We start from the raw sequence: 19,093 nt of genomic DNA, 5'->3' as shown, positions 1-19,093 counted from the left end.
TTGCCGCAAATGCATGAGAAACGGAGGGTGATAGCTTGCTGTTCTGCACTGTACCGGCCAATCGTAAAAAAAGTCAAAGTCAAGGCAAGCCTGACTTTGACTTTTCTGGGTCTTAACCGTTCTTATTTTTTGTCGTTGTCGTCAACTTCTTCGTAGTCCGCGTCAACAACATTGTCGTCCTGCCCGCCAGCTTCGCCTTCCTGGCCTTGCTGCTGTTTCGCAGCTTCTTCATAAAGCTTCATGGAAAGCTGCTGGACAATTTCCTGCAGCTCGTCTTTTTTCGCTTTGATTTCCTCGAATTCATTTTTCTCGATCGCTGCTTTCAAAGCATCTTTAGCATCATTTGCTTTTTTCACTTCTGCTTCATCCACTTTGCCCTCGAGGTCTTTAAGTGTCTTATCAGTAGTAAAAACAAGCTGATCCGCTTCGTTGCGGACTTCTACTTCTTCTTTGCGTTTTTTATCTGCGTCCGCATTTTCTTCCGCTTCTTTCACCATGCGGTCGATTTCATCGTCGCTCAAACCAGTAGAAGATTTAATGGTGATGGTCTGTTCTTTATTCGTGCCAAGATCCTTCGCACGCACGTTTACGATTCCGTTTTTATCAATATCGAAGCTTACTTCGATTTGAGGAACACCTCTTGGTGCCGGTGGAATATCCGTCAGCTGGAAGCGGCCAAGCGTCTTGTTGTCTGCTGACATTGGGCGCTCACCTTGAAGAACGTGAATGTCAACAGCTGTCTGGCTGTCAGCTGCCGTTGAGAACGTCTGTGATTTGCTCGTAGGAATTGTCGTATTCCGTTCAATAAGCTTGGTGAATACACCGCCCATTGTCTCAATTCCAAGGGATAGAGGGGTTACGTCAAGAAGAACGACATCTTTAACGTCACCTGTGATTACACCGCCCTGGATGGAAGCGCCGAGAGCAACCACTTCATCAGGATTTACTCCTTTGTGCGGCTCTTTGCCCGTCTCCTTCTTGATTGCATCCTGAACTGCTGGAATCCGTGTGGATCCTCCGACAAGAATTACTTTATCAAGCTGCTCTTTGGAAATGCCTGCATCCTGGAGAGCCTGACGTACTGGAGCCATCGTGCGTTCAACAAGATCTGAAGAAAGCTCTTCGAATTTTGCTCTTGAAAGGTTAATTTCCAAGTGAAGAGGTCCCGCTTCCCCTGCCGTGATGAAAGGAAGAGAAATTTGAGTAGAAGAAACTCCGGAAAGGTCCTTCTTCGCTTTTTCTGCTGCATCCTTCAGACGCTGAAGCGCCATTTTATCTTTAGAAAGGTCAATGCCGTTTTCTTTCTTAAATTCAGCCGCAAGATAATCAATGATTACCTGGTCAAAGTCGTCTCCTCCAAGGCGGTTATCACCTGCAGTAGAACGAACTTCGAACACGCCGTCTCCCAATTCGAGAACGGAAACGTCAAATGTACCGCCGCCAAGGTCATAAACAAGAATGGTTTGATCTTCATCCTGTTTATCCAGACCGTAAGCAAGAGCGGCAGCTGTCGGTTCATTGATGATCCGCTCAACTTCGAGACCCGCAATACGGCCGGCGTCTTTAGTAGCCTGGCGTTCTGCATCATTGAAATAAGCAGGAACCGTTATGACAGCTTTTGTAACAGTCTCTCCAAGGTAGCTTTCAGCATAGGATTTCAAGTGCTGAAGAATAACAGCTGAAATTTCCTGTGGCGTGAAGTTTTTGCCTTCTGCTTCAACTTTGTAATCTGTTCCCATATGACGCTTAACAGACATAATTGTGTTAGGGTTTGTAATGGCCTGGCGTTTTGCCACTTCCCCTACCTGACGCTCGCCATTTTTGAATGATACAACAGATGGAGTTGTGCGGTTGCCTTCAGGATTAGGAATAACCTTTGGTTCGCCGCCTTCAAGCACAGCGACACAAGAATTTGTTGTACCTAAGTCGATACCGATAATTTTGCTCATAATGCTACCTCCTCAAAATATGTATATCTTATTGACTTACTTTAACCATAGATGGGCGAATAACCCGGTCTTTCAGCTTGTAGCCTTTTTGAAATTCTTCGATCACTGTATTTGGTTCAAAACCCTCTTCTTCAGCCTGCATGACAGCTTGATGCAAATGAGGATCAAATGGCTTGCCAACTGTCTCGATTTCTTCTGCACCTTCGTTTTTCAGCGCTTGAACGAGCTGGCGGTGAACCATTTCCATCCCTTGAAGAAGTGACTTAGTCTGCTCATCCGATGCTTCGACTTTAAGCGCTCTTTCGAAATTATCCAATGCGGGAAGAATCTCTGATATTAAGTTTTGAGCCCGGTATTTCTGAGCGGATTCTGCATCCATTCTTGCTCTGCGCTTATAGTTTTCAAAATCTGCCTGGACACGGAGAAGCTTGGTTTCAAACTCTTCCGCTTTAGCCTCAAGGGAAGCAATTTCCTCCTGCGCAGCCTTTAATTCATCCATCTCAGGTTCATTTTCCTGAACGTCTTCATGGTCAAGTATTTCCTCCCCTGAAAGAGCGGATTTTTCTTCTGATTCCTCTGCTTGCAGGCTGTCATTGAATTTCTTTTCATTTTCCACAATCTTTCACCTCCCTTAAATGCATGAGAAAGGGGATGGGTTTTGCCGATCCCCATCCTTCATTTTTAAAAACGATGTGTGTTCAGCTGTAATACTGACTGGACATTGCTTTTGATAATCCGCCGGCCACCTTCTGAAGCAGAGAGACTACTCGGGAATATTCCATCCTTGTTGGCCCAAGAATGGCAATGGTGCCGATTTTCTTATCATCAATCGAGTACGCCGCTGTAATGAGACTGCAGTATTCCATTGCTGATATTTCGTTTTCTTTCCCAATAGAAATAGAGAGTCCCGCCTCTTTGCTGCTGAGCAATTTATAGAACAGCCTTTCTTCATCAATCATCCTTAAAAGGGTTCTTACCTTTTCAAGATCACTGAATTCAGGCTGGTTCAGCATATTCGTTTTTCCGCCGAAAAAGAGCTTTTCCTGATGATCATCCGGCAGCAGGCTGTCCTCAAATGATTTAAGAAACATGCCGTAGTTTTCAATATGCAGTTTTAAAAGGCTTGCTACTTCCTTGTACATTTTATCCTTAAGTTCAGAAAGTGAAACCCCTGCCAGGCGTTCGTTCAGGATATTGACCACCTTTTCGATATCACCCGGCCGTATTGTGTCAGGCAGGGAAATCGGCCTGCTTTCGACATGACCCGTATTCGTCACCATAATGGCAACCGCAGCATTATCACTTATCGGGATGATCTGCAGGTGTTTCAGCTGATTTTCATTCACCTTCGGCCCCAGCACAATGGTCGTATAGTTTGTCATATCAGATAGAATCTGAGCGGACTTTTGGACCATTTTCTCCAGTTCAAAGATCCGTTCCTCAAAAAGAGATTTAATCACCCGTACTTCCTTGCTTGCCAGCCGTTTTGGAGAAAGCAGATGATCGACGTAATACCTGTACCCTTTTTCGGAAGGAATACGCCCTGAAGAAGTGTGCGGTTTTTCAATAAAGCCCAATTCTTCGAGGTCTGCCATTTCGTTTCGAATGGTAGCTGAGCTGAAGGATATCTCTTCTTTTTTGGACAGGGTTCTTGAACCGACAGGCTGAGCTGACTGGATGAAATCATCAACAATTACTTGCAGAATGAGCAATTGACGATTGGTTAGCATCTGTCATCACCTCTGTTAGCACTCGTAATAGTTGAGTGCTAATACTATAAACAAATTATCAAAACCAAAAAGAAAAGTCAATTCAAATGTCTTCATTTCCAGCTGTCACGCAAGACCTATAAATGACTGAAAAACCTCGTTTCCAAGAAGCCTTCCATTTACGGAAAGACGGATGCACTGGTCATCCTCTTCAAGGAGCCCTTTCCGCTTCTGCTCATCAATCGGGGACCGGAATACTTTTTCCAGAGGTTTCCCGAATTTTTGACTGAACCCCTTTTTGCTGACGCCTTCGGTTTTGCGGAGTCCGAGAAAAAGCTCTTCCTCCATTTTCTCCCCGTCCGTAACCAGGTGGCTGGCTGTGATTGGAGATCCGGTTTCTTTCAGCAATGACATATATTTTTTGAGCGGTCCGGCATTCACTTCTCTCATCCCGTTGACATATCCATGCGCTCCGGCACCAAATCCGAAATACTCTTCATTATCCCAGTATGTCAGGTTATGCCTGCTTTCCATACCGGAAAGGGAAAAATTGCTGATTTCATACTGCCGGAAGCCCGCCTGCTCCATGCGCTTCATTAATAGCTCATACATACCTGCCTCTGCATCCTGCGGAGGCAGGGCAAGCTTTCCTTTTTGCATCAGGTTATAAAATACCGTTTTCGGTTCAATGATTAGCGAATAGGCTGAATAATGCTGCACATCGAGCTTTAGAGCAAGGTCCAATGTGTTTTCAAAATCTTCAGCGGTTTGCCCGGGCAGTCCGAACATAAGATCAAGGCTTAAATTATCAAAGCCCGCTCTTTTTGCGTCCTCTACCGTGCGAAGGACGTCCTCCCTGCGGTGGACACGGCCGATTTTTTCGAGCAGATGGTCCTCAAAGCTCTGGACCCCTATGCTGAACCGGTTAACGCCATAGCTTTTTAAAAGCTTCATCTTTTCATAGGAAAGGTCCCCGGGATTCGCTTCCACGGAAAACTCAATGTTTTTTCCCTGCGGTAAGAGATTCTTATTTATTGTCTGCATAAGCTGTCTGAGCTGATTTTCATTTAATGCAGTGGGGGTTCCCCCGCCTATAAAAATGGTTTCAAGCTTTTGCTTGTCATGCTTCGCCATGACGTTGGAAATTTCCCGCTCTAAATAGTCCAGGTACCGCTCAACTGGCTGATTTTGTATAAATATTTTATTAAAGTCGCAGTAATGGCAGATGTATTCGCAAAATGGAATATGCACATACGCTGCTTTCACCATGCCGGTCTCTCCTTTAAAGGAAGATGCCGCAGAAAATCTGCGGCATCCCTGATTGATTATTTGTTGTCATCCATTTTAAGAACGGCCATAAACGCTTCCTGAGGAACCTCAACGGACCCTACCATTTTCATGCGTTTTTTCCCTTCTTTTTGCTTTTCAAGAAGCTTTCTCTTACGGGAAATATCTCCGCCGTAGCACTTGGCGAGAACGTTCTTTCTCATCGCCTTAATCGTTGAACGCGCCACAACCTTTTGGCCGATTGCCGCTTGGATCGGCACTTCAAAATGCTGGCGCGGGATAAGATCTTTCAGCTTTTCAACAATGGCTTTTCCCCGATCATATGCACTGTCGCGGTGCACGATAAAGGAAAGCGCATCAATCGTCTCGCTGTTAAGAAGAATATCCATTTTCACAAGCTTTGATGTTTTATAGCCAATCAATTCATAATCAAAGGAAGCGTAACCCTTTGTACTCGATTTCAGCTGATCAAAGAAATCATAGACAATTTCAGACAGAGGGATTTCATAAACGATGCTGACCCGGATATCGTCCAGGTACTGCATGTCGATAAAGATTCCCCGTTTCCCCTGGCAAAGCTCCATGACGGCTCCTACATAATCATTAGGCACCATCACCGTTGCTTTCACATAAGGCTCTTCAATCCTGTCGATTTTTTGGGGATCAGGCATGTTGGACGGATTGTCTATGATGATTTCTTCACCGTCTGTCATGAACACACTGTAGATAACACTCGGTGCGGTCGTGATCAGGTCGATATTGAATTCACGTTCAATCCGCTCCTGGATGATTTCCATATGCAGCAGTCCGAGGAAGCCGCAGCGGAAACCGAATCCAAGAGCCTGAGAGGTTTCAGGTTCATATTGAAGGGCTGAGTCATTGAGCTCCAGTTTCTCGAGCGCTTCACGCAGGTCATTGTATTTTGCTGTATCAATTGGATAGAGCCCGCAGTATACCATCGGGTTTAGTCTTCTGTATCCCGGCAGCGGCTCGGATGCCCCGTTTTTTGCACTTGTGATTGTATCCCCAACACGGGTATCCCCGACATTTTTAATGGCTGCCGTCAGGAAACCAACATCCCCTACCGTCAGCTCGTCCTTCATGACCGCCTTTGGAGTGAAAACACCAAGCTCAAGAACTTCAAACTCTTTTCCAGTCGCCATCATTTTGATCTTTTGGCCCACCTTGACCGTACCTTCGGCGATTCGGATATAGGCAACCACTCCTCTGTATGAATCGTACAGAGAGTCAAAAATCATCGCTTGTAGTGGACCTTCCGGGTCTCCGGCTGGAGCCGGCACCTTTTCAACGACTTGTTCGAGTATCTCTTCAATTCCAATGCCGGCCTTAGCTGAAGCCAGGACCGCTTCGGATGCGTCAAGCCCGATCACTTCCTCAATTTCCTTGCGCACACGCTCAGGCTCTGCACTCGGCAAGTCAATTTTGTTGATTACCGGAAGAATTTCGAGATTGTTATCAAGGGCAAGGTAAACGTTCGCCAATGTCTGGGCTTCGATCCCCTGTGCGGCATCCACGACAAGCACGGCACCCTCGCAGGCAGCCAGGCTTCGGGACACTTCATATGTAAAATCGACGTGCCCTGGTGTATCAATTAAATGGAAAATGTATTCTTCTCCGTCTTTCGCCTTATACGTTAACTGTACAGCATTGAGTTTAATCGTAATTCCACGCTCCCGCTCCAGATCCATGGAATCCAAAAGCTGAGCCTTCATTTCCCGCTGGGTAATGGCAGACGTTTTTTCGAGAATCCGATCTGCTAACGTAGATTTGCCGTGGTCAATATGAGCAATTATCGAGAAATTACGGATTTTAGATTGTCTTTTCAATTTATCCTCATTATTCATAATCATCTATCACTCCTACAAAACTGCGCAGTGCGCTAGCATTGATTATATCAATTGGAAAATCAACATTCAACAAATCTTTTGACGAAAAAAATTTCCGGTCTTAGGAATCATGTTTTTTTAGGAGTCCATATTTCAGGTTAGCAGAGAGGAGATTGCAGGGAAAACTAATGCTTCAGGCGTAACGCGGCCGCATGACTGTAAGATTTTTCCTAGCAGTGTGTCTGCTCTTATCAGAACTGCTTCCCTCCTCTTAGCTGCCACCTTTTGAAAGTACGTAAAAATCCCGGAGTGCTTACAGCGGTCCGGGATCACATGGATAGTTCATGCCGGCGAAAATTATTTTCCGCCCTTAATGGCATTTATGAGTTTTTGGAACAGATTCTCCACAGTTGAGGTGATGCCTCTTGCAGCTTCGGAGAGCGGATTGAAAGCATCCGCTTTCTCCAGTTCCATTCTCTTCTTTTCTAAATCATGGCTTGATAATGAATGGCCAAGAATCGAGGCCTCCATCTCCTGCCCGCCGCTGTTTTTGATCGTAAATGCTCCCTTCATATCCGGATCATCGTAGCCTTGAAGGCTTTTCATTCCGCTGCCTGCGGCCTGCATCCCAATCAGAACCCCTATAAAGAGAAGAGCGGCTGCACCTATGGATTTCATCATGAATTTACCCATCCGTATCCCTCTAGTCTGGTTATTTCTTTTCTGCTCCGCCTGCACCTTGAACCTTTTCAGCCTGCCAGTAAAATTCACTAAACACATCCGCTACGGCTTTTGTAGTATTGCGGAGCTCTTCCATATTGTTATCTACACCGCCAACCTCCAATAATAGTGAGTTTCCGGACAGATCCTGGTTGAACAGGCCGTTTGAGCCTTTATCTTTAAGAATGACGCCTTTACACAGTCCGGGGTACTTTTTCTCGAACCGCTTGTGAAGCTCTTTTGCAAGTTCGATATTTTTGTCCCTGCTCACATTTTTCCCTCCGACGACGAAAACGATTTGAGCGTAAGGCTTGCTGTTGATTTCGGCCGTTGTTCGATCACGTCCCAGTGAATCCCGGTGAATATCGATGAAATATTCGAGATCTTCTCCTGAAGCCATCGCTTCCTGCACAACAGGCCTGGCAGCCGAATAGGACTGGGTTGTGTAGTTCCATTTTTTCTCTTTCAGGATTTTTTGTATATCTGTTGTTTCCACCTGCGATCCGATCCCTTGGGCCTTGAGTTCATCGGCCAGCATCCTCGACACGAGTGTGACATTGGCTGATGAATGGAAAGCCTGATTTGCATCTTTAGGAGGGTCCTTAAATAACGGAAGGTATGACTCGGTATTATGTGTGTTGTACAGATAGACTACTTTCCGTCCTCCCGTTGTTGCTGCAGGCGGTTTTCCAGTCTCTTCTGTTTTCTCGGAAGCTTTTTGCAGCTGTTCAATCGATGCTTCCCTTTCCTGCAGCTGAACTTCAGGAGGGGGAGCCGATTCATACGGGATAATGCTGTTATAATTGGCACCTTCAGCAGCTACAATGATCTCACTGTCGTACATGGCGAAACCCGGCAGCTCCCGTCCTAGTAAACTTCGCGGGTCATTTAAGTTGATGCTTGCGGCAAGCTTTAAAAACATAGAAGACCAGTCAGCCTGTCCGCTTTCTTCAGGAAGAGCCTGTGAAAAATAGTGATTTTCCGTGCTCATTAAATAAATGAAGGCCTCGCCTGCAATTCCGCCGGCCAGTGTATGCAGGGAGGAAGATGCAGGCCTGTACTGGGGTTTTAAGGACGTCAGCACTCCAGATACAACAAAAATGAGTACCAGACCCAAAAAGGCCGTAAAGAGAAGTTTTTTAATACTTGTCCCGCTAATTGCCAGAATTGGAGGGGAGCCTGTCCTTTTCATGCATATCCGTCCTCTCGCCTTTGTCTTGTACAGTCTATGGACAAAATGCGAGAGTTAGAACCAAAATGCTAGTGTGTGAAAGTGCCCCTATTGTCATGTCCTACTTGACCGTGAAGGGCAGAATTCAGGCCGTTTGCAATCACATTGGCCATATCACTGATGAACACGTCCACTTCCTTTGGGGTAACCATCAGGTTATGGCCGAGAGGGTTCAGCACTTCATGGATCAGTGCCCGCTTTTCTTCCTCAGGGAGTGTCCCTATAATCCCTAAGTAAGTCTGGCGGTGTTCTTCTCCGGGCAGGTCTTCTTCCTTTAGCTTTTTCTTTTCCCCGAAGGACATGCCGGCCGGAACAAGCGATCTTGACGGACGGTCCCCCTGTGTCATTTCCCTTCCAAAATGCTTAAGGATAAAATCGATGGTATCGCTTGCGATTGTTACGGCATCCACTACCGTTGGAATACCGATCGCGATAACGGGAATTCCCAGAGTATCCATGCTTAATTCTTTTCTTTTATTGCCGACCCCTGATCCAGGATGGATGCCTGTATCTGATATTTGGATGGTGGCGTTGACCCTTTCCACCGACCTTGCTGCCAGTGCATCGATGGCGATGATAAAATCAGGCTGAATGCGATTAACAACCCCTAAAATAATATCGCTTGTTTCGATCCCGGTCAGCCCCATCACTCCTGGGGAGATCACACTTACCGGACGATAGCCCTCCTGTACATTTTCGGGCTGAAGCTCAAATAAATGACGGGTGACCAGCAGATTTTCTGCTGTAATCGGTCCGAGTGCATCAGGGGTTACATTCCAGTTTCCAAGTCCTGCGATAAGACATGAAGCGTCCTTTTTTATTCCAAGGTTTTCAATAAACCGGCTGAATTCCCTGGCAAACACCTCAATCACCTGCTGCTGAAGATCCGTATCTTTCTGCCGGATCCCATCAGCTTGCAGGGTTAAATAATGCCCCGCTTTTTTGCCTGTCGCTTCTTCGCCTTCCTTCTTAATTTCCACCGAAGTGAGTGTAATATCGCCCTCCGTTCTTTCCTTGACAATGATGCCCTTCACTTCGCCGTCCCCGCGATCCGCAGCTTTTGGATCCTGATTTTTCTTCTGCTCCTCAAGAGCCATATCACGTGCTTCTATCGCGAGATCCGTCCGGACTGTATACTTTGTTAAATCCAATGATTCACTCATCCTTAATCCCCTCCTCGGAAATGTCTGCTTTTATTTTTTCCAATTCAAGGAGCTGCCATTCGCGAACTTTGCTATCAACGAAAATTCCTTGTCAGAGGTATTGCATAACCGCGCGGTGTCTGATAGAATATCTCTTGTTCTCTATGTTGGAAATATATCGAGTTAAATAGATCTCGGTTGCTTTTTTATAGGAGGTGAATCGGATGCCAAATATTAAATCTGCGATTAAACGTGTAAAAACGAATGATGAGCGCCGCGCTCGCAACGCAACACTTAAATCATCAATGCGTACTGCAATGAAAAGAGTTGAGTCACTAGTTGTGAACAATGAAGCTGACAATGCTAAAGCTGCTCTTCAAGAAGCTGCTAAAAGAATTGACAAAGCTGCTCAAAGCGGAATCATCCACAAAAATACTGCTTCCCGCTACAAATCCCGCTTGACTAAACAAGTAAATGGATTGTCTGCGTAAGCAAATGATTGCAGCATAAAGCCGCTGGTCGTTATGACCAGCGGCTTTTTACGTACAATCAGTTTTGGTTAACGGGCTTGTCCGGGCGGGCTGGAGAGCTGCATCAGGAACAGCTCCAATATTAAAACTTTGTCCATCTTCCCGGTTTTCATCGAATAATCCGCTTCAGCAATCCGATTTATGTACTGCTTTAAATCCTCTTCACGGAAGGATGAAGCCTGCTGGGAGGCCAGCTTGACCCTGAACGGGTGGACCTTTAAGGTTCCTGCTATTTGGGGCTGGCCATATCCTGCTGCTGTAAGCTGCTTTACCTGAAGGAAAAGGCGAAACTGTGCAGCAATAAGCGCAAGTATTTTGATTGGTTCTTCATTTGCTTTTAATAGATCGTGAAGAACTTCAAGCGCCTTATCCGCTTTTCTTGACGTTACGTGGTGAATGAGCTCGAAAATGTTCTGTTCCAAAGTTCTTGCAGTAAGCTGATTTACCAATGACCTCGTGATTGAACCGCCAGGCCCCGTATAAGAAGAAAGCTTTTGAATCTCCTGATCCATCAGCATTAAGCTCCCATTTGTCAAAGCGGCTAAATGCTCTGCTGCATCCTGCTCTATAACCACCCCAGCCTCGGAAGCCAGGGAATGAATCCACTGAACAAGCTCCTGGCCTGATAAAGCTCTGGCTTCCCCGATAACCGCGTTTTTCTTGAGCGTTTTTGAAATTTTTTTCCGTTCATCCAATTTTTCATATGGGGCTTGAACAATTAAGACGGTATACGGGGCGGGCTCTTTTACATATTGTTCAAATCTTTCAACATGATGTTCAATTTTTTCCTTCTTTTTTTCGCCAGTCAGGAAGGAAGGATTTTTAAGAAGGACGACCCTTTTTTCTCCCATGAACGGCAGAGTTTCAGCGTCCTCGACGGCCGTTTCGACAGCCGTCTCTTCCAAATCATAAACAGAAAGGTTGAAATCCCTTTCTTCTTCATGCAAAGCCGCATCAACCAGCTTCTTAACTGATTGCTCCATCAGGTAGGTTTCAGTCCCAATCAATAAATAGACGGGCGAAAGGTTTCCGTTGCGAAGTTGCTTCCAGAATTGCAGCACATCCATCCAGCTCCTATGTAAAAACTCTATACTCATCGTATAGAGTTTGCCAACGGGATGCAACTAAAATAGAACGGAGGAGGGTGAACCCCTCCTGCCATATATAATAAACGTTCTCCTGCAGGTCCCGGGTTCATTCTGCAGAAAAACGATGCCACCGTTTATTTCCTATTATTTTGCACCCTGACTTTAATTGTATGGCTGTTAACATCTTCTATCCGAAGACATGACCACTGCCCGTATTTAAGCAGGCAGCGGGTTGGCCTCTTCTTCTGAGAGGATGGATTTTTTTTCTAGTCTGCCTTATACTGAAAAGTAAACGGGAGGGGTAAATATGAATGAATTTGAAAAAAATGTACAGAGCAAACGGAATGACGCTGTTGATTCCGGAGTAGGGTTTGCTGTTTCATTCGGCTTTTTTGCAACCCTTTTCATCATCGCGACAGTGATCAAACTGGCTGCATCTTAACAAAAAAGTCCGTACCGATCCTTGAGGCTGGAAAGCAGTCTCTTTTTTCTTTCCCCGCTTTATATTTCATCTTATGGAGAAAACGTTTTAAAGGTTCCACTTTCGCCTTTAAAGAGATATTGAATCGTCCCATGTTCATCTGTCCGATATACATTTACGTTTTGTTTCTTTAAGCGGTCTAATACTTCCTTGTGCGGATGGCCATACCGGTTTTTCCTGCCGGCAGACAGGACCGCATGCGAAGGAGTGGTTCGGTTCAGCAAATTCGGTGTTGTTGAAAATCTGCTTCCATGATGGCCTGCTTTTAACACATCTATTTCTATATCCCTGTAAGCGCGAAGCATAGCCTCTTCCCCTTCTTTCTCTAAATCCCCCGTCAAGAGCCACCGCTGTCCTCCAAGTGTGAACCGCAAAACGAGGGAATCTTCATTTTTGCTATCGCTCCACTGCAGCGGCCAAAGCACTTGAAAATGAATGCCTTCCTCCATAATGAGCTCTCCCCCCTTCACAGTCTGAACAGAAATACCCCGCCTGGACGATTCATCGATGATCCTCCTATCGGAGTCATCACGCACAAATCCTTGCGGGATTATCAGCTTTGAAATGGTTACAGCCTCCGCCAGCGTTTCATATTCCCCTGTATGATCATGATCACCATGCGTCAGAAAAACCGCATCAATGCGGCTGATCCCCTGGGAAGCTAAATAAGTGAGCAGGGTATATTCAGCGAGTTTTGCTTCTTCTCTCGTCGTTCTCCACTCTTCCCCAGCCTTTTCAAAAGTAAATTTCCCGCCGGTATCTATGACATAGACCCCTTTCCGGTATGGGAGTTCAATCACGATGCAATCCCCCTGTCCAACATCTAAAAAGGTTACCGCACCCCCAGGGTTGGCATAAGGAAGCATAAAATGCACCATTCCTAAGCTGCTTAGCACAGCCAAAGCGATTATGCGTTTCCAGAAGCCTTTATCTGAAGACCACAGACTGAATAGAACTCCCCCTGAGTAGCCGGCCAGTAGCCATCCAGGTGGCTTTCCAGGCCTTAACAAAAACGGGTCCTTCACCGAAAGGAATTCAGCCAGCTGATTTGTCCAAACAATCGCTGTGTGTGCAGCGGAAACGGCTTCTTTCCATAAAGGGATTTGAAAAAGTGACATGGTGAAGGAAATGAGAGATGCCGGCATGATCACAAAGGAATAAAGGGGAACATAGAAAAAGTTGACGGGCAAACTGAGTAGGGAAATTTCCCAGAAGGAATGGAGGATGAGGGGCAGGGTACAAATCATGGAGAGAACTGTGAGAGCAAAATTCTGCTTGTGCATATTTCCTCCGCATGCGTTTAACAGGGGGAAGGAAAGCAAAATGGTAAAGCTGATTATAAAGGTGAGCTGAAAACCAGTGAGGAATAAATGGAGAGGATAAAAGCCAAGCCACATTATAAATAAGACAGACAGCAGGCTGAGGGGGTGCAGTTTCCATTTTAAAATCACGCAAAGCAAGTACAGTTCTGCTGCCAGTACGGCTCTTGTAACAGAGGGTGAGCCGCCGGCTAAAATGAGATAAGCAGGAAGGAAAATAAACAGAATCAGCGCTGAGACTTCCCTGCTGACACCTGCTCTTATAAGGATGTAACGTCCGGCAAACGCAATCATGGCGACCTGCATGCCAGAAATGGCCAGCAGATGAATAATACCGATCCGCTGATAGGCATGTTCCGTCTCCTGGCTGATCCATTCCCTTTCTCCAAAAACAAGCGCCTGTGCAATCCCAGCAGATTCCGGGGGAAACGTGTTCAGGATCCGCTCAAGGCCGGATGATCTCCAGCTGAGAAGAGCCGCTTCCAGGGAGGGTTCCATTTTACAATCCGTAATTTCCGAGGCAGTCATGACCCAGTAAATACCTTGAGACTCCAAATACGCTTTATAATGAAAACTGTTCGGGATCGTCGGATTCAGCGGTGCCTCAAGCTTGCCTTCAGTCCTGCAGGACATGCCGCTTTTTACTTTTAAGAGCTTTTGTTTCATTTCTTCACTTTCAATAAACTGCCTGAGCACAGCTGTTTCACCATTTTCAAGCTTAATGAATGATTTAAACCTGTCTCCATCCACATCCGGATGAACGGTAAGCATTCCCCTTCCGGAAAAACCCCCTTCTTTCAGCATGCTGTTTGAGTGGCTTTCATGATAAGAGGACAGATAGAGAAATAGAAAAAAAACGGCAAGCGCCCATATAGCTGCCATCTCCCTTTTTTTCAGAAAATGAAGCAGGCTTCCTGCCGAAACAGCCAAAAAGCCTGCCCATTCTGCTGAATACTTGGAAGAAAGGATCGCAATTGCAGAAGCGGCCGCGCATAATACATAGTTCAAATCCGGCCCCCCCTGTTATGTTCAGGTCCCTGAGATCAGCCTGTCTGCTCTTTTTGTCAGCTCGCTCAATTCGGATTCATCATCTGCGAGCTCTTTCAGCCTGTTCAAAAGGTCGGCAAGCAATTCATCCTTCTCACCATTACGGCTGTAATCCGGCTGCTTGTGCTCCACCTGCCTCACTTTGACACCGGCTTGCTGAAAAAGTTCTACAGCATAGGGATGATTTTTGTAATCCGCAGAGTAAAAAACGGAACGAATCCCTGCCTGAATAATGGCTTTGCAGCATTGCAGACATGGAAAATGAGTCACATAAATCTCTGCTCCTTCAGTTGGCACACCAAATTTCGCGCATTGCAGGATCGCATTCATTTCTGCATGAATGGTTCTGACACAGTGGCCTTCAATGACATAGCAGCCGGTATCTATGCAGTGGTCTCCGCCAGTAATCGAACCGTTATAGCCGCCTGCAATCATTCTCTTTTCCCTTACGATGGTTGCACCGACTGCAAGACGTGTGCACGTGCTCCTCAAAGCCAGCAAATGGCTTTGCGCCATAAAATATTGATCCCATGATATGCGATTCAACAGTATCCCTCCGCTCTTTTCCTTCTCCCATTTTAGACAGGTTTAAAATCTCCCGTCAAAGGTTAATTTACCAGGATAGAATCCTGCAGCTTTTCAAACGTTTTATCACCGATTCCAGACACTTCTTTTAATTCGTCCTTTGTTTTGAAAGCCCCCTTTTCTTCCCTGTAGCTAAGAATGGCTTCAGCTTTCGACGGCCCGATTCCAGGAAGCGTCTGAAGATCTTCAAGGGTCGCTTTGTTTAAATCAATCACAGGCTCTGTCTGGCCGGGTGCTCCTGAGCTGCCCGGCGGTGCCGGCAGGCTCTCAGGGTCCTCTCCTTCTGCCGGGATATAGACAGCCGTTCCATCTATGAGCAGCCCCGCCAGATTAATTTGTTTTCCATCTGCGGTCTCCAGCAGCCCTCCCGCCCGGTCTACAGCATCCTTCACCCTTGCTCCATCCCAAAATTCATAAACTCCCGGCTCTTTTACAGCTCCCTTAATATCTACAATGAACGGAGTACGCTGATCATCTGGCGATACCCTTGAACCACCGTCCGGCTCCTTTGTTTCCTGCGCTTCTGGAGGTTCAAGATTTTCCATGTTTTCCTGGACAGGCAGGGCTTCCTTCTGCGGAAGTCCATTTAGGTAAATGAATCCTGCGATAAGCAAAATTAAAGCGGCTCCTAATAACGGAATTTTATATTTATGCAGCCAATTCATACATCACCTCATGTAAACAGTTTTAGGAATAAATACAAATTGATATTCATACTGTGTAGGAGAATAGGGAAGTGAAGGAGGGGAAGTCATTGAATGTCGGCTTTATCGGCACGGGCAACATGGGAAGAATTTTAATCGAAGCTTTCGCTGAATCCGGAGCGATCAAACCCCCGTCCATACTTATCACCAATCGGACATTGGAAAAAGCTTATCCTATACAGTCTGCTATTCCCGGCATCAAGGTTGCGGAGAGCAGCGAGGAAATTGTAAAGGCCTGTTCCCTTATTTTTCTTTGTGTTAAGCCGCTTGATCTCTATCCGCTGGTCACACAGCTGGAACCGCACCTCACGGAAAACCACTGCTTAGTCTCGATTACGAGTCCAGTATCCGCCAGTCTGCTTGAAACCATTTCTCCCTGCCAGACAGCGAGAGTCATTCCGAGCATCACCAACCGGGCGCTTAGCGGGGTCTCGCTTGTTACCTTTGGAGCAGCCTGTTCGGATGAATGGAGAAATACAATCATCACGCTTTTTGAATCCATTTCCGAGCCTGTCCTGATCGAAGAAACGGTAACACGGGCAGCATCCGATATCGTGAGCTGCGGTCCTGCATTTTTCAGCTACCTGATTCAGCGTTTTACTGATGCTGCAGTAAAGGAAACCGACATTAGCAAAGAAATGGCAGAACAGCTTGCTTCCGGGATGATTACCGGGATGGGGAAACTAATTGAAACCGGACATTATACGCTTCCGGCACTGCAAAAGAAAGTGTGTGTAAAGGGCGGAGTAACAGGTGAAGGAATTAATATCCTTGAGAAGGAGCTTGGAGATGTGTTTGAGCATTTGTTTCAGAAGACACATGAGAAGTTCGATGAGGATCTTTCGCTTATCGGGGATCAATTCAGGAGCCATCACTAATATGATTCGATGCGTTTCGATAGATTCCTTCAAGAGCAGACAGATTTTTTTATTTCGTATTTGCGTTTTTTGCCGCCCTTCCATGCCTTCATAAAACGAAAGAAAAAACCCAGGAACCCCACTTATAGCGGGCACTCTTGGGTTTTCCTCATCATTTTAGGCGATTGGGCGAACTATACCCGGGTTTTTTTGGCGGCATAAAACTGCCTTTCAGATTTTTCCAAAAGCATACCCGGGGTAAAATCAGAAAAATGCTCAAGCACTTCAAAGCCTTCAGCTTCAAGCCAGGCAAGCAATTGTTCCGACGCATACGCCCGCTGCTGATGAAACTCGTCGATTCGGCTGTAGCGGCCATCCGGATCCTTGATAAAAAAACTAAGTTCATGGTCTGCAGAATAAGGGTGATCTCCTTCAAAGCAGTTCCAGATAAAACTTACATCTTCTCCTGCGTCTGCGAACGTAGCACCTTGCAGAATGTGTTCCATCTTGTAAAGTGAATGGACATCGAAGAGCAGGAGGCCTCCGGCATGGAGCATGGCCGCCGCAGAATGCAGCGTTTGCCGGACGTCCTCTTCCTCAAGCAGATAATTCAGGGAATCGCAATTCATCATCACAGCATCATAGGCATGGTGATGTCCCTCCATTTCCCTCATATCCTGATTGAAAAAAGGAATCTCTACTTTATTCGACTCAGCCTTTTGGATAGCGACAGCGAGCATGTCCTCACTAATGTCAGCCCCTGCTGCCATGTAGCCTTTTTGCGCAAGCAAAACAGTAATTTCTCCGGTACCGCATGCCATATCCATAATTTTCTTGCCGCCGTTTCCATGCTCTTTCATCAGGCGATCGAGCAAATCCGCCCAATCCCGGTAGGGAACATCCTTCATCAGATGGTCATAGATTCCGGCAAAACCCGTATAAATCATGCTTCAAGAAGTTTGGCCAAATCCTCTGACGGCGCGTCTCCCCATAATTTTTCAAGATTGTAGTAAATTCGCTCATCTCTATGGAATACATGGGCGACAACATCACCGAGGTCAATCAAAATCCAGCGTGCTTCATCATAGCCTTCCATCCGTTTAACATGAATGCCATTTATATCAGCTTGGTCTTTGATTTCACGGGCGATTGCCTGTACTTGTTTGTCAGAATTTCCGTGGCAGATCAAAAAGTAATCTGCAATGAGTGATAGGCCTTTCATGCGAAGGGCCGTCATATCCTCTGCCCGTTTATCATCTGCAGCAGCAGCAGCGAGTTTTAATATATCTTTTTCATTCATTCTTTAATGGATTCCTCCCGTTTAGAAAATACTAAGTCATTATAGGCTTCGATTGTCATCGGATAAACAGCCTGATTTTTCTTAAGCAAAAACGTTATCGTGTTCTGCAGGGAAAGCATCATCGCTTCCTCGAGGCTTCTTTCCGCAGCTTCTCTCGCTTCTTCCACACCTGGAAACCTTCTCCCGGGTTCAATGTAGTCCGCTACATAAATCACTTTTTCAAGCAGGCTCATACCTGCTTTGCCGGAGGTATGATACTTGATCGCATCCAATATTTCAGGATCTTCAATTCCCGCTTCTGTCCGGACCAGATATGCCCCTGCCGGCGCGTGCCACAGCTCCGTATTGTGAATAAGCAAATCCTGCTTCATATTTTGCGCTAGAATAATCTGTTTCATTTCCTCTTTTTGTCTGAATTTCGCATAATCATGGAAGATGGCTGCGGTCTCTGCTTTTTTAATATCCGCTCCATACTTTCCGGCAAGTTCTATAGCTGTTTCCATTACTCCCAAAGTATGCTGGTACCGATGGTCGGTCAGCTGTTTTTTTACCAGTTCTAAAGCCTGCTTACGTTCCATACAGTCCCTTCCCCTTAATGTACCTCGTTATTTTTTCCGGAAGCAAAAAGTTGGTCGTTTCCCCGTTTTCGAGACGCTGTCTGATCAATGTGGATGACACATCAAATTGCGGAACATCCACAATGGCTATGCCGTATTCTCCTTCTGAAGAATAGCCGGGCCGCCCGACTCCGATAAACCGGACAAGGGACAATAATTCCTCCACCCGATTCCAGCGGGGAAGGTACTCGATCATATCCGCACCAATAATAAAGGAAAACCGGTGTTCCGGATACTTTTCCTTCAACAGCACAATCGTATCGTATGTATAAGAAGGGCCGGAGCGCTCCAGCTCAATCGGTTCTATCTTGAATCCTTCCTCCCCGCTAATCGCAAGTCTAAGCATTTCATAGCGGTGAGCCGGACTGGAGTGGTCTTCATCTTGCTTGTGCGGCGGCAGGCTGTTAGGCATAAACCAGATCTCATCCAATGAGAGTGCCGCTTTCACCTCGTTCGCCATTAAAAGATGTCCATAATGAGGCGGGTCAAAGGTCCCTCCAAATATACCAATTTCTTTCATGTGAAAATCCCCTTTGTCTCTCCGTTACCGCACGTGCGATCCTCGTTTAAAGCTCCGGGAAAAGAATAGACGGACGGAAATGCTGAGCGAAAGTCCCGGTGGTGCAGCGATCCTGCATGGCTGCCGGATCGCGGTTCCATCTAGTATGGGGAAAACTGCG

The 19,093-nt window shown here is 46.1% G+C and carries 19 protein-coding genes; 3 read left to right on the top strand and 16 right to left on the bottom strand.

Features of this window, described 5'->3' with window-relative positions; translation table 11 throughout:
• Positions 1 to 122 precede the first annotated feature (122 nt).
• The 8 genes from dnaK to gpr form a co-directional block, all read right to left on the bottom strand.
• Entirely contained in the window at positions 123 to 1,949 is a 1,827-nt protein-coding gene (dnaK, locus tag ACQCV8_RS17270; protein WP_426846551.1) for a molecular chaperone DnaK, read from the bottom strand.
• A gap of 28 nt (positions 1,950 to 1,977) precedes the next feature.
• The gene (gene grpE / locus ACQCV8_RS17265; protein ID WP_426846549.1) at positions 1,978 to 2,565 is read right to left on the bottom strand and encodes a nucleotide exchange factor GrpE; all 588 of its coding nucleotides are present in this window, start codon (positions 2,563 to 2,565) and stop codon (positions 1,978 to 1,980) included.
• Between the two features lie 82 nt (positions 2,566 to 2,647).
• Entirely contained in the window at positions 2,648 to 3,679 is a 1,032-nt protein-coding gene (gene hrcA / locus ACQCV8_RS17260; RefSeq protein WP_426846547.1) for a heat-inducible transcriptional repressor HrcA, read from the bottom strand.
• 105 nt (positions 3,680 to 3,784) lie between these two features.
• Positions 3,785 to 4,927, bottom strand: coding sequence for a radical SAM family heme chaperone HemW (hemW, locus tag ACQCV8_RS17255; protein ID WP_426846545.1), 1,143 nt, complete (start codon positions 4,925 to 4,927; stop codon positions 3,785 to 3,787).
• A gap of 56 nt (positions 4,928 to 4,983) precedes the next feature.
• Positions 4,984 to 6,810 carry a translation elongation factor 4 gene (lepA, locus tag ACQCV8_RS17250; RefSeq protein ID WP_426846605.1) on the bottom strand — a complete coding sequence of 609 codons (1,827 nt, stop codon included), beginning with the start codon at positions 6,808 to 6,810 and terminating at the stop codon, positions 4,984 to 4,986.
• A 339-nt stretch (positions 6,811 to 7,149) separates the two neighbouring features.
• Positions 7,150 to 7,485, bottom strand: coding sequence for a DUF3679 domain-containing protein (locus ACQCV8_RS17245; protein ID WP_426846543.1), 336 nt, complete (start codon positions 7,483 to 7,485; stop codon positions 7,150 to 7,152).
• Positions 7,486 to 7,504: 19 nt separating this feature from the next.
• A complete protein-coding gene (locus ACQCV8_RS17240; protein WP_426846541.1) occupies positions 7,505 to 8,704 on the bottom strand; it encodes a stage II sporulation protein P in 1,200 nt (399 codons plus the stop codon).
• 68 nt (positions 8,705 to 8,772) lie between these two features.
• The gene (gene gpr, locus ACQCV8_RS17235; protein ID WP_426846539.1) at positions 8,773 to 9,906 is read right to left on the bottom strand and encodes a GPR endopeptidase; all 1,134 of its coding nucleotides are present in this window, start codon (positions 9,904 to 9,906) and stop codon (positions 8,773 to 8,775) included.
• Positions 9,907 to 10,109: 203 nt separating this feature from the next.
• Between gpr and rpsT the strand changes: the two genes are divergently transcribed.
• Positions 10,110 to 10,376 carry a 30S ribosomal protein S20 gene (rpsT, locus tag ACQCV8_RS17230; protein ID WP_426846537.1) on the top strand — a complete coding sequence of 89 codons (267 nt, stop codon included), beginning with the start codon at positions 10,110 to 10,112 and terminating at the stop codon, positions 10,374 to 10,376.
• A gap of 68 nt (positions 10,377 to 10,444) precedes the next feature.
• Here rpsT and holA read toward each other — a convergent pair whose 3' ends face one another.
• Positions 10,445 to 11,482 carry a DNA polymerase III subunit delta gene (gene holA, locus ACQCV8_RS17225; RefSeq protein ID WP_426846535.1) on the bottom strand — a complete coding sequence of 346 codons (1,038 nt, stop codon included), beginning with the start codon at positions 11,480 to 11,482 and terminating at the stop codon, positions 10,445 to 10,447.
• Positions 11,483 to 11,810: 328 nt separating this feature from the next.
• Between holA and ACQCV8_RS17220 the strand changes: the two genes are divergently transcribed.
• The gene (locus tag ACQCV8_RS17220; protein WP_426846533.1) at positions 11,811 to 11,945 is read left to right on the top strand and encodes a YqzM family protein; all 135 of its coding nucleotides are present in this window, start codon (positions 11,811 to 11,813) and stop codon (positions 11,943 to 11,945) included.
• Between the two features lie 71 nt (positions 11,946 to 12,016).
• Here ACQCV8_RS17220 and ACQCV8_RS17215 read toward each other — a convergent pair whose 3' ends face one another.
• The 3 genes from ACQCV8_RS17215 to ACQCV8_RS17205 all read right to left on the bottom strand — a co-directional run bounded on the left by ACQCV8_RS17215 (position 12,017) and on the right by ACQCV8_RS17205 (position 15,600).
• Positions 12,017 to 14,311 carry a DNA internalization-related competence protein ComEC/Rec2 gene (locus ACQCV8_RS17215; protein WP_426846531.1) on the bottom strand — a complete coding sequence of 765 codons (2,295 nt, stop codon included), beginning with the start codon at positions 14,309 to 14,311 and terminating at the stop codon, positions 12,017 to 12,019.
• 21 nt (positions 14,312 to 14,332) lie between these two features.
• Positions 14,333 to 14,896 (bottom strand): ComE operon protein 2, encoded by a 564-nt coding sequence (locus tag ACQCV8_RS17210; RefSeq protein WP_426846529.1) that lies wholly within the window; start codon positions 14,894 to 14,896, stop codon positions 14,333 to 14,335.
• Between the two features lie 62 nt (positions 14,897 to 14,958).
• Positions 14,959 to 15,600, bottom strand: coding sequence for a helix-hairpin-helix domain-containing protein (locus ACQCV8_RS17205; protein WP_426846527.1), 642 nt, complete (start codon positions 15,598 to 15,600; stop codon positions 14,959 to 14,961).
• 89 nt (positions 15,601 to 15,689) lie between these two features.
• Here ACQCV8_RS17205 and comER point away from each other — a divergent pair, with 89 nt between their 5' ends.
• Entirely contained in the window at positions 15,690 to 16,517 is an 828-nt protein-coding gene (comER, locus tag ACQCV8_RS17200) for a late competence protein ComER (RefSeq protein ID WP_426846525.1), read from the top strand.
• Between the two features lie 173 nt (positions 16,518 to 16,690).
• Here comER and ACQCV8_RS17195 read toward each other — a convergent pair whose 3' ends face one another.
• Genes ACQCV8_RS17195 through ACQCV8_RS17180 form a run of 4 tightly spaced genes read right to left on the bottom strand, consistent with a single transcriptional unit; the run spans position 16,691 to position 18,933 of the window.
• Positions 16,691 to 17,443, bottom strand: coding sequence for a class I SAM-dependent DNA methyltransferase (locus ACQCV8_RS17195; protein ID WP_426846523.1), 753 nt, complete (start codon positions 17,441 to 17,443; stop codon positions 16,691 to 16,693).
• On the bottom strand, positions 17,440 to 17,796 hold the full coding sequence (gene rsfS, locus ACQCV8_RS17190; RefSeq protein ID WP_426846521.1) for a ribosome silencing factor: 357 nt from the start codon (positions 17,794 to 17,796) through the stop codon (positions 17,440 to 17,442). The genes ACQCV8_RS17195 and rsfS overlap by 4 nt, the downstream gene beginning before the upstream one ends.
• Positions 17,793 to 18,374 (bottom strand): bis(5'-nucleosyl)-tetraphosphatase (symmetrical) YqeK, encoded by a 582-nt coding sequence (yqeK, locus tag ACQCV8_RS17185; RefSeq protein ID WP_426846519.1) that lies wholly within the window; start codon positions 18,372 to 18,374, stop codon positions 17,793 to 17,795. The genes rsfS and yqeK overlap by 4 nt, the downstream gene beginning before the upstream one ends.
• Complete coding sequence (locus tag ACQCV8_RS17180; RefSeq protein ID WP_426846517.1) at positions 18,364 to 18,933, bottom strand: nicotinate-nucleotide adenylyltransferase; 570 nt, start codon at positions 18,931 to 18,933, stop codon at positions 18,364 to 18,366. The genes yqeK and ACQCV8_RS17180 overlap by 11 nt, the downstream gene beginning before the upstream one ends.
• Positions 18,934 to 19,093 lie beyond the last annotated feature (160 nt).

The sequence above is a fragment of the Metabacillus sp. 84 genome (genome assembly GCF_050107715.1).
GTDB lineage: Bacteria > Bacillota > Bacilli > Bacillales > Bacillaceae > Metabacillus_B.
Note: the sequence above shows the minus strand (reverse complement) of the source record. Positions and strands in the feature narration are given on the sequence as shown.

What these genes read in the sequence shown, in the direction of transcription:
- dnaK (WP_426846551.1), bottom strand. Translation starts at nt 1,949, where the DNA reads ATGAGCAAAATTATCGGTATCGACTTAGGTACAACAAATTCTTGTGTC.
- hrcA (WP_426846547.1), bottom strand. Translation starts at nt 3,679, where the DNA reads ATGCTAACCAATCGTCAATTGCTCATTCTGCAAGTAATTGTTGATGAT.
- hemW (WP_426846545.1), bottom strand. Translation starts at nt 4,927, where the DNA reads ATGGTGAAAGCAGCGTATGTGCATATTCCATTTTGCGAATACATCTGC.
- lepA (WP_426846605.1), bottom strand. Translation starts at nt 6,810, where the DNA reads ATGAATAATGAGGATAAATTGAAAAGACAATCTAAAATCCGTAATTTC.
- ACQCV8_RS17245 (WP_426846543.1), bottom strand. Translation starts at nt 7,485, where the DNA reads ATGGGTAAATTCATGATGAAATCCATAGGTGCAGCCGCTCTTCTCTTT.
- ACQCV8_RS17240 (WP_426846541.1), bottom strand. Translation starts at nt 8,704, where the DNA reads ATGAAAAGGACAGGCTCCCCTCCAATTCTGGCAATTAGCGGGACAAGT.
- gpr (WP_426846539.1), bottom strand. Translation starts at nt 9,906, where the DNA reads ATGAGTGAATCATTGGATTTAACAAAGTATACAGTCCGGACGGATCTC.
- rpsT (WP_426846537.1), top strand. Translation starts at nt 10,110, where the DNA reads ATGCCAAATATTAAATCTGCGATTAAACGTGTAAAAACGAATGATGAG.
- holA (WP_426846535.1), bottom strand. Translation starts at nt 11,482, where the DNA reads ATGGATGTGCTGCAATTCTGGAAGCAACTTCGCAACGGAAACCTTTCG.
- ACQCV8_RS17220 (WP_426846533.1), top strand. Translation starts at nt 11,811, where the DNA reads ATGAATGAATTTGAAAAAAATGTACAGAGCAAACGGAATGACGCTGTT.
- ACQCV8_RS17205 (WP_426846527.1), bottom strand. Translation starts at nt 15,600, where the DNA reads ATGAATTGGCTGCATAAATATAAAATTCCGTTATTAGGAGCCGCTTTA.
- ACQCV8_RS17195 (WP_426846523.1), bottom strand. Translation starts at nt 17,443, where the DNA reads ATGATTTATACGGGTTTTGCCGGAATCTATGACCATCTGATGAAGGAT.
- rsfS (WP_426846521.1), bottom strand. Translation starts at nt 17,796, where the DNA reads ATGAATGAAAAAGATATATTAAAACTCGCTGCTGCTGCTGCAGATGAT.
- yqeK (WP_426846519.1), bottom strand. Translation starts at nt 18,374, where the DNA reads ATGGAACGTAAGCAGGCTTTAGAACTGGTAAAAAAACAGCTGACCGAC.
- ACQCV8_RS17180 (WP_426846517.1), bottom strand. Translation starts at nt 18,933, where the DNA reads ATGAAAGAAATTGGTATATTTGGAGGGACCTTTGACCCGCCTCATTAT.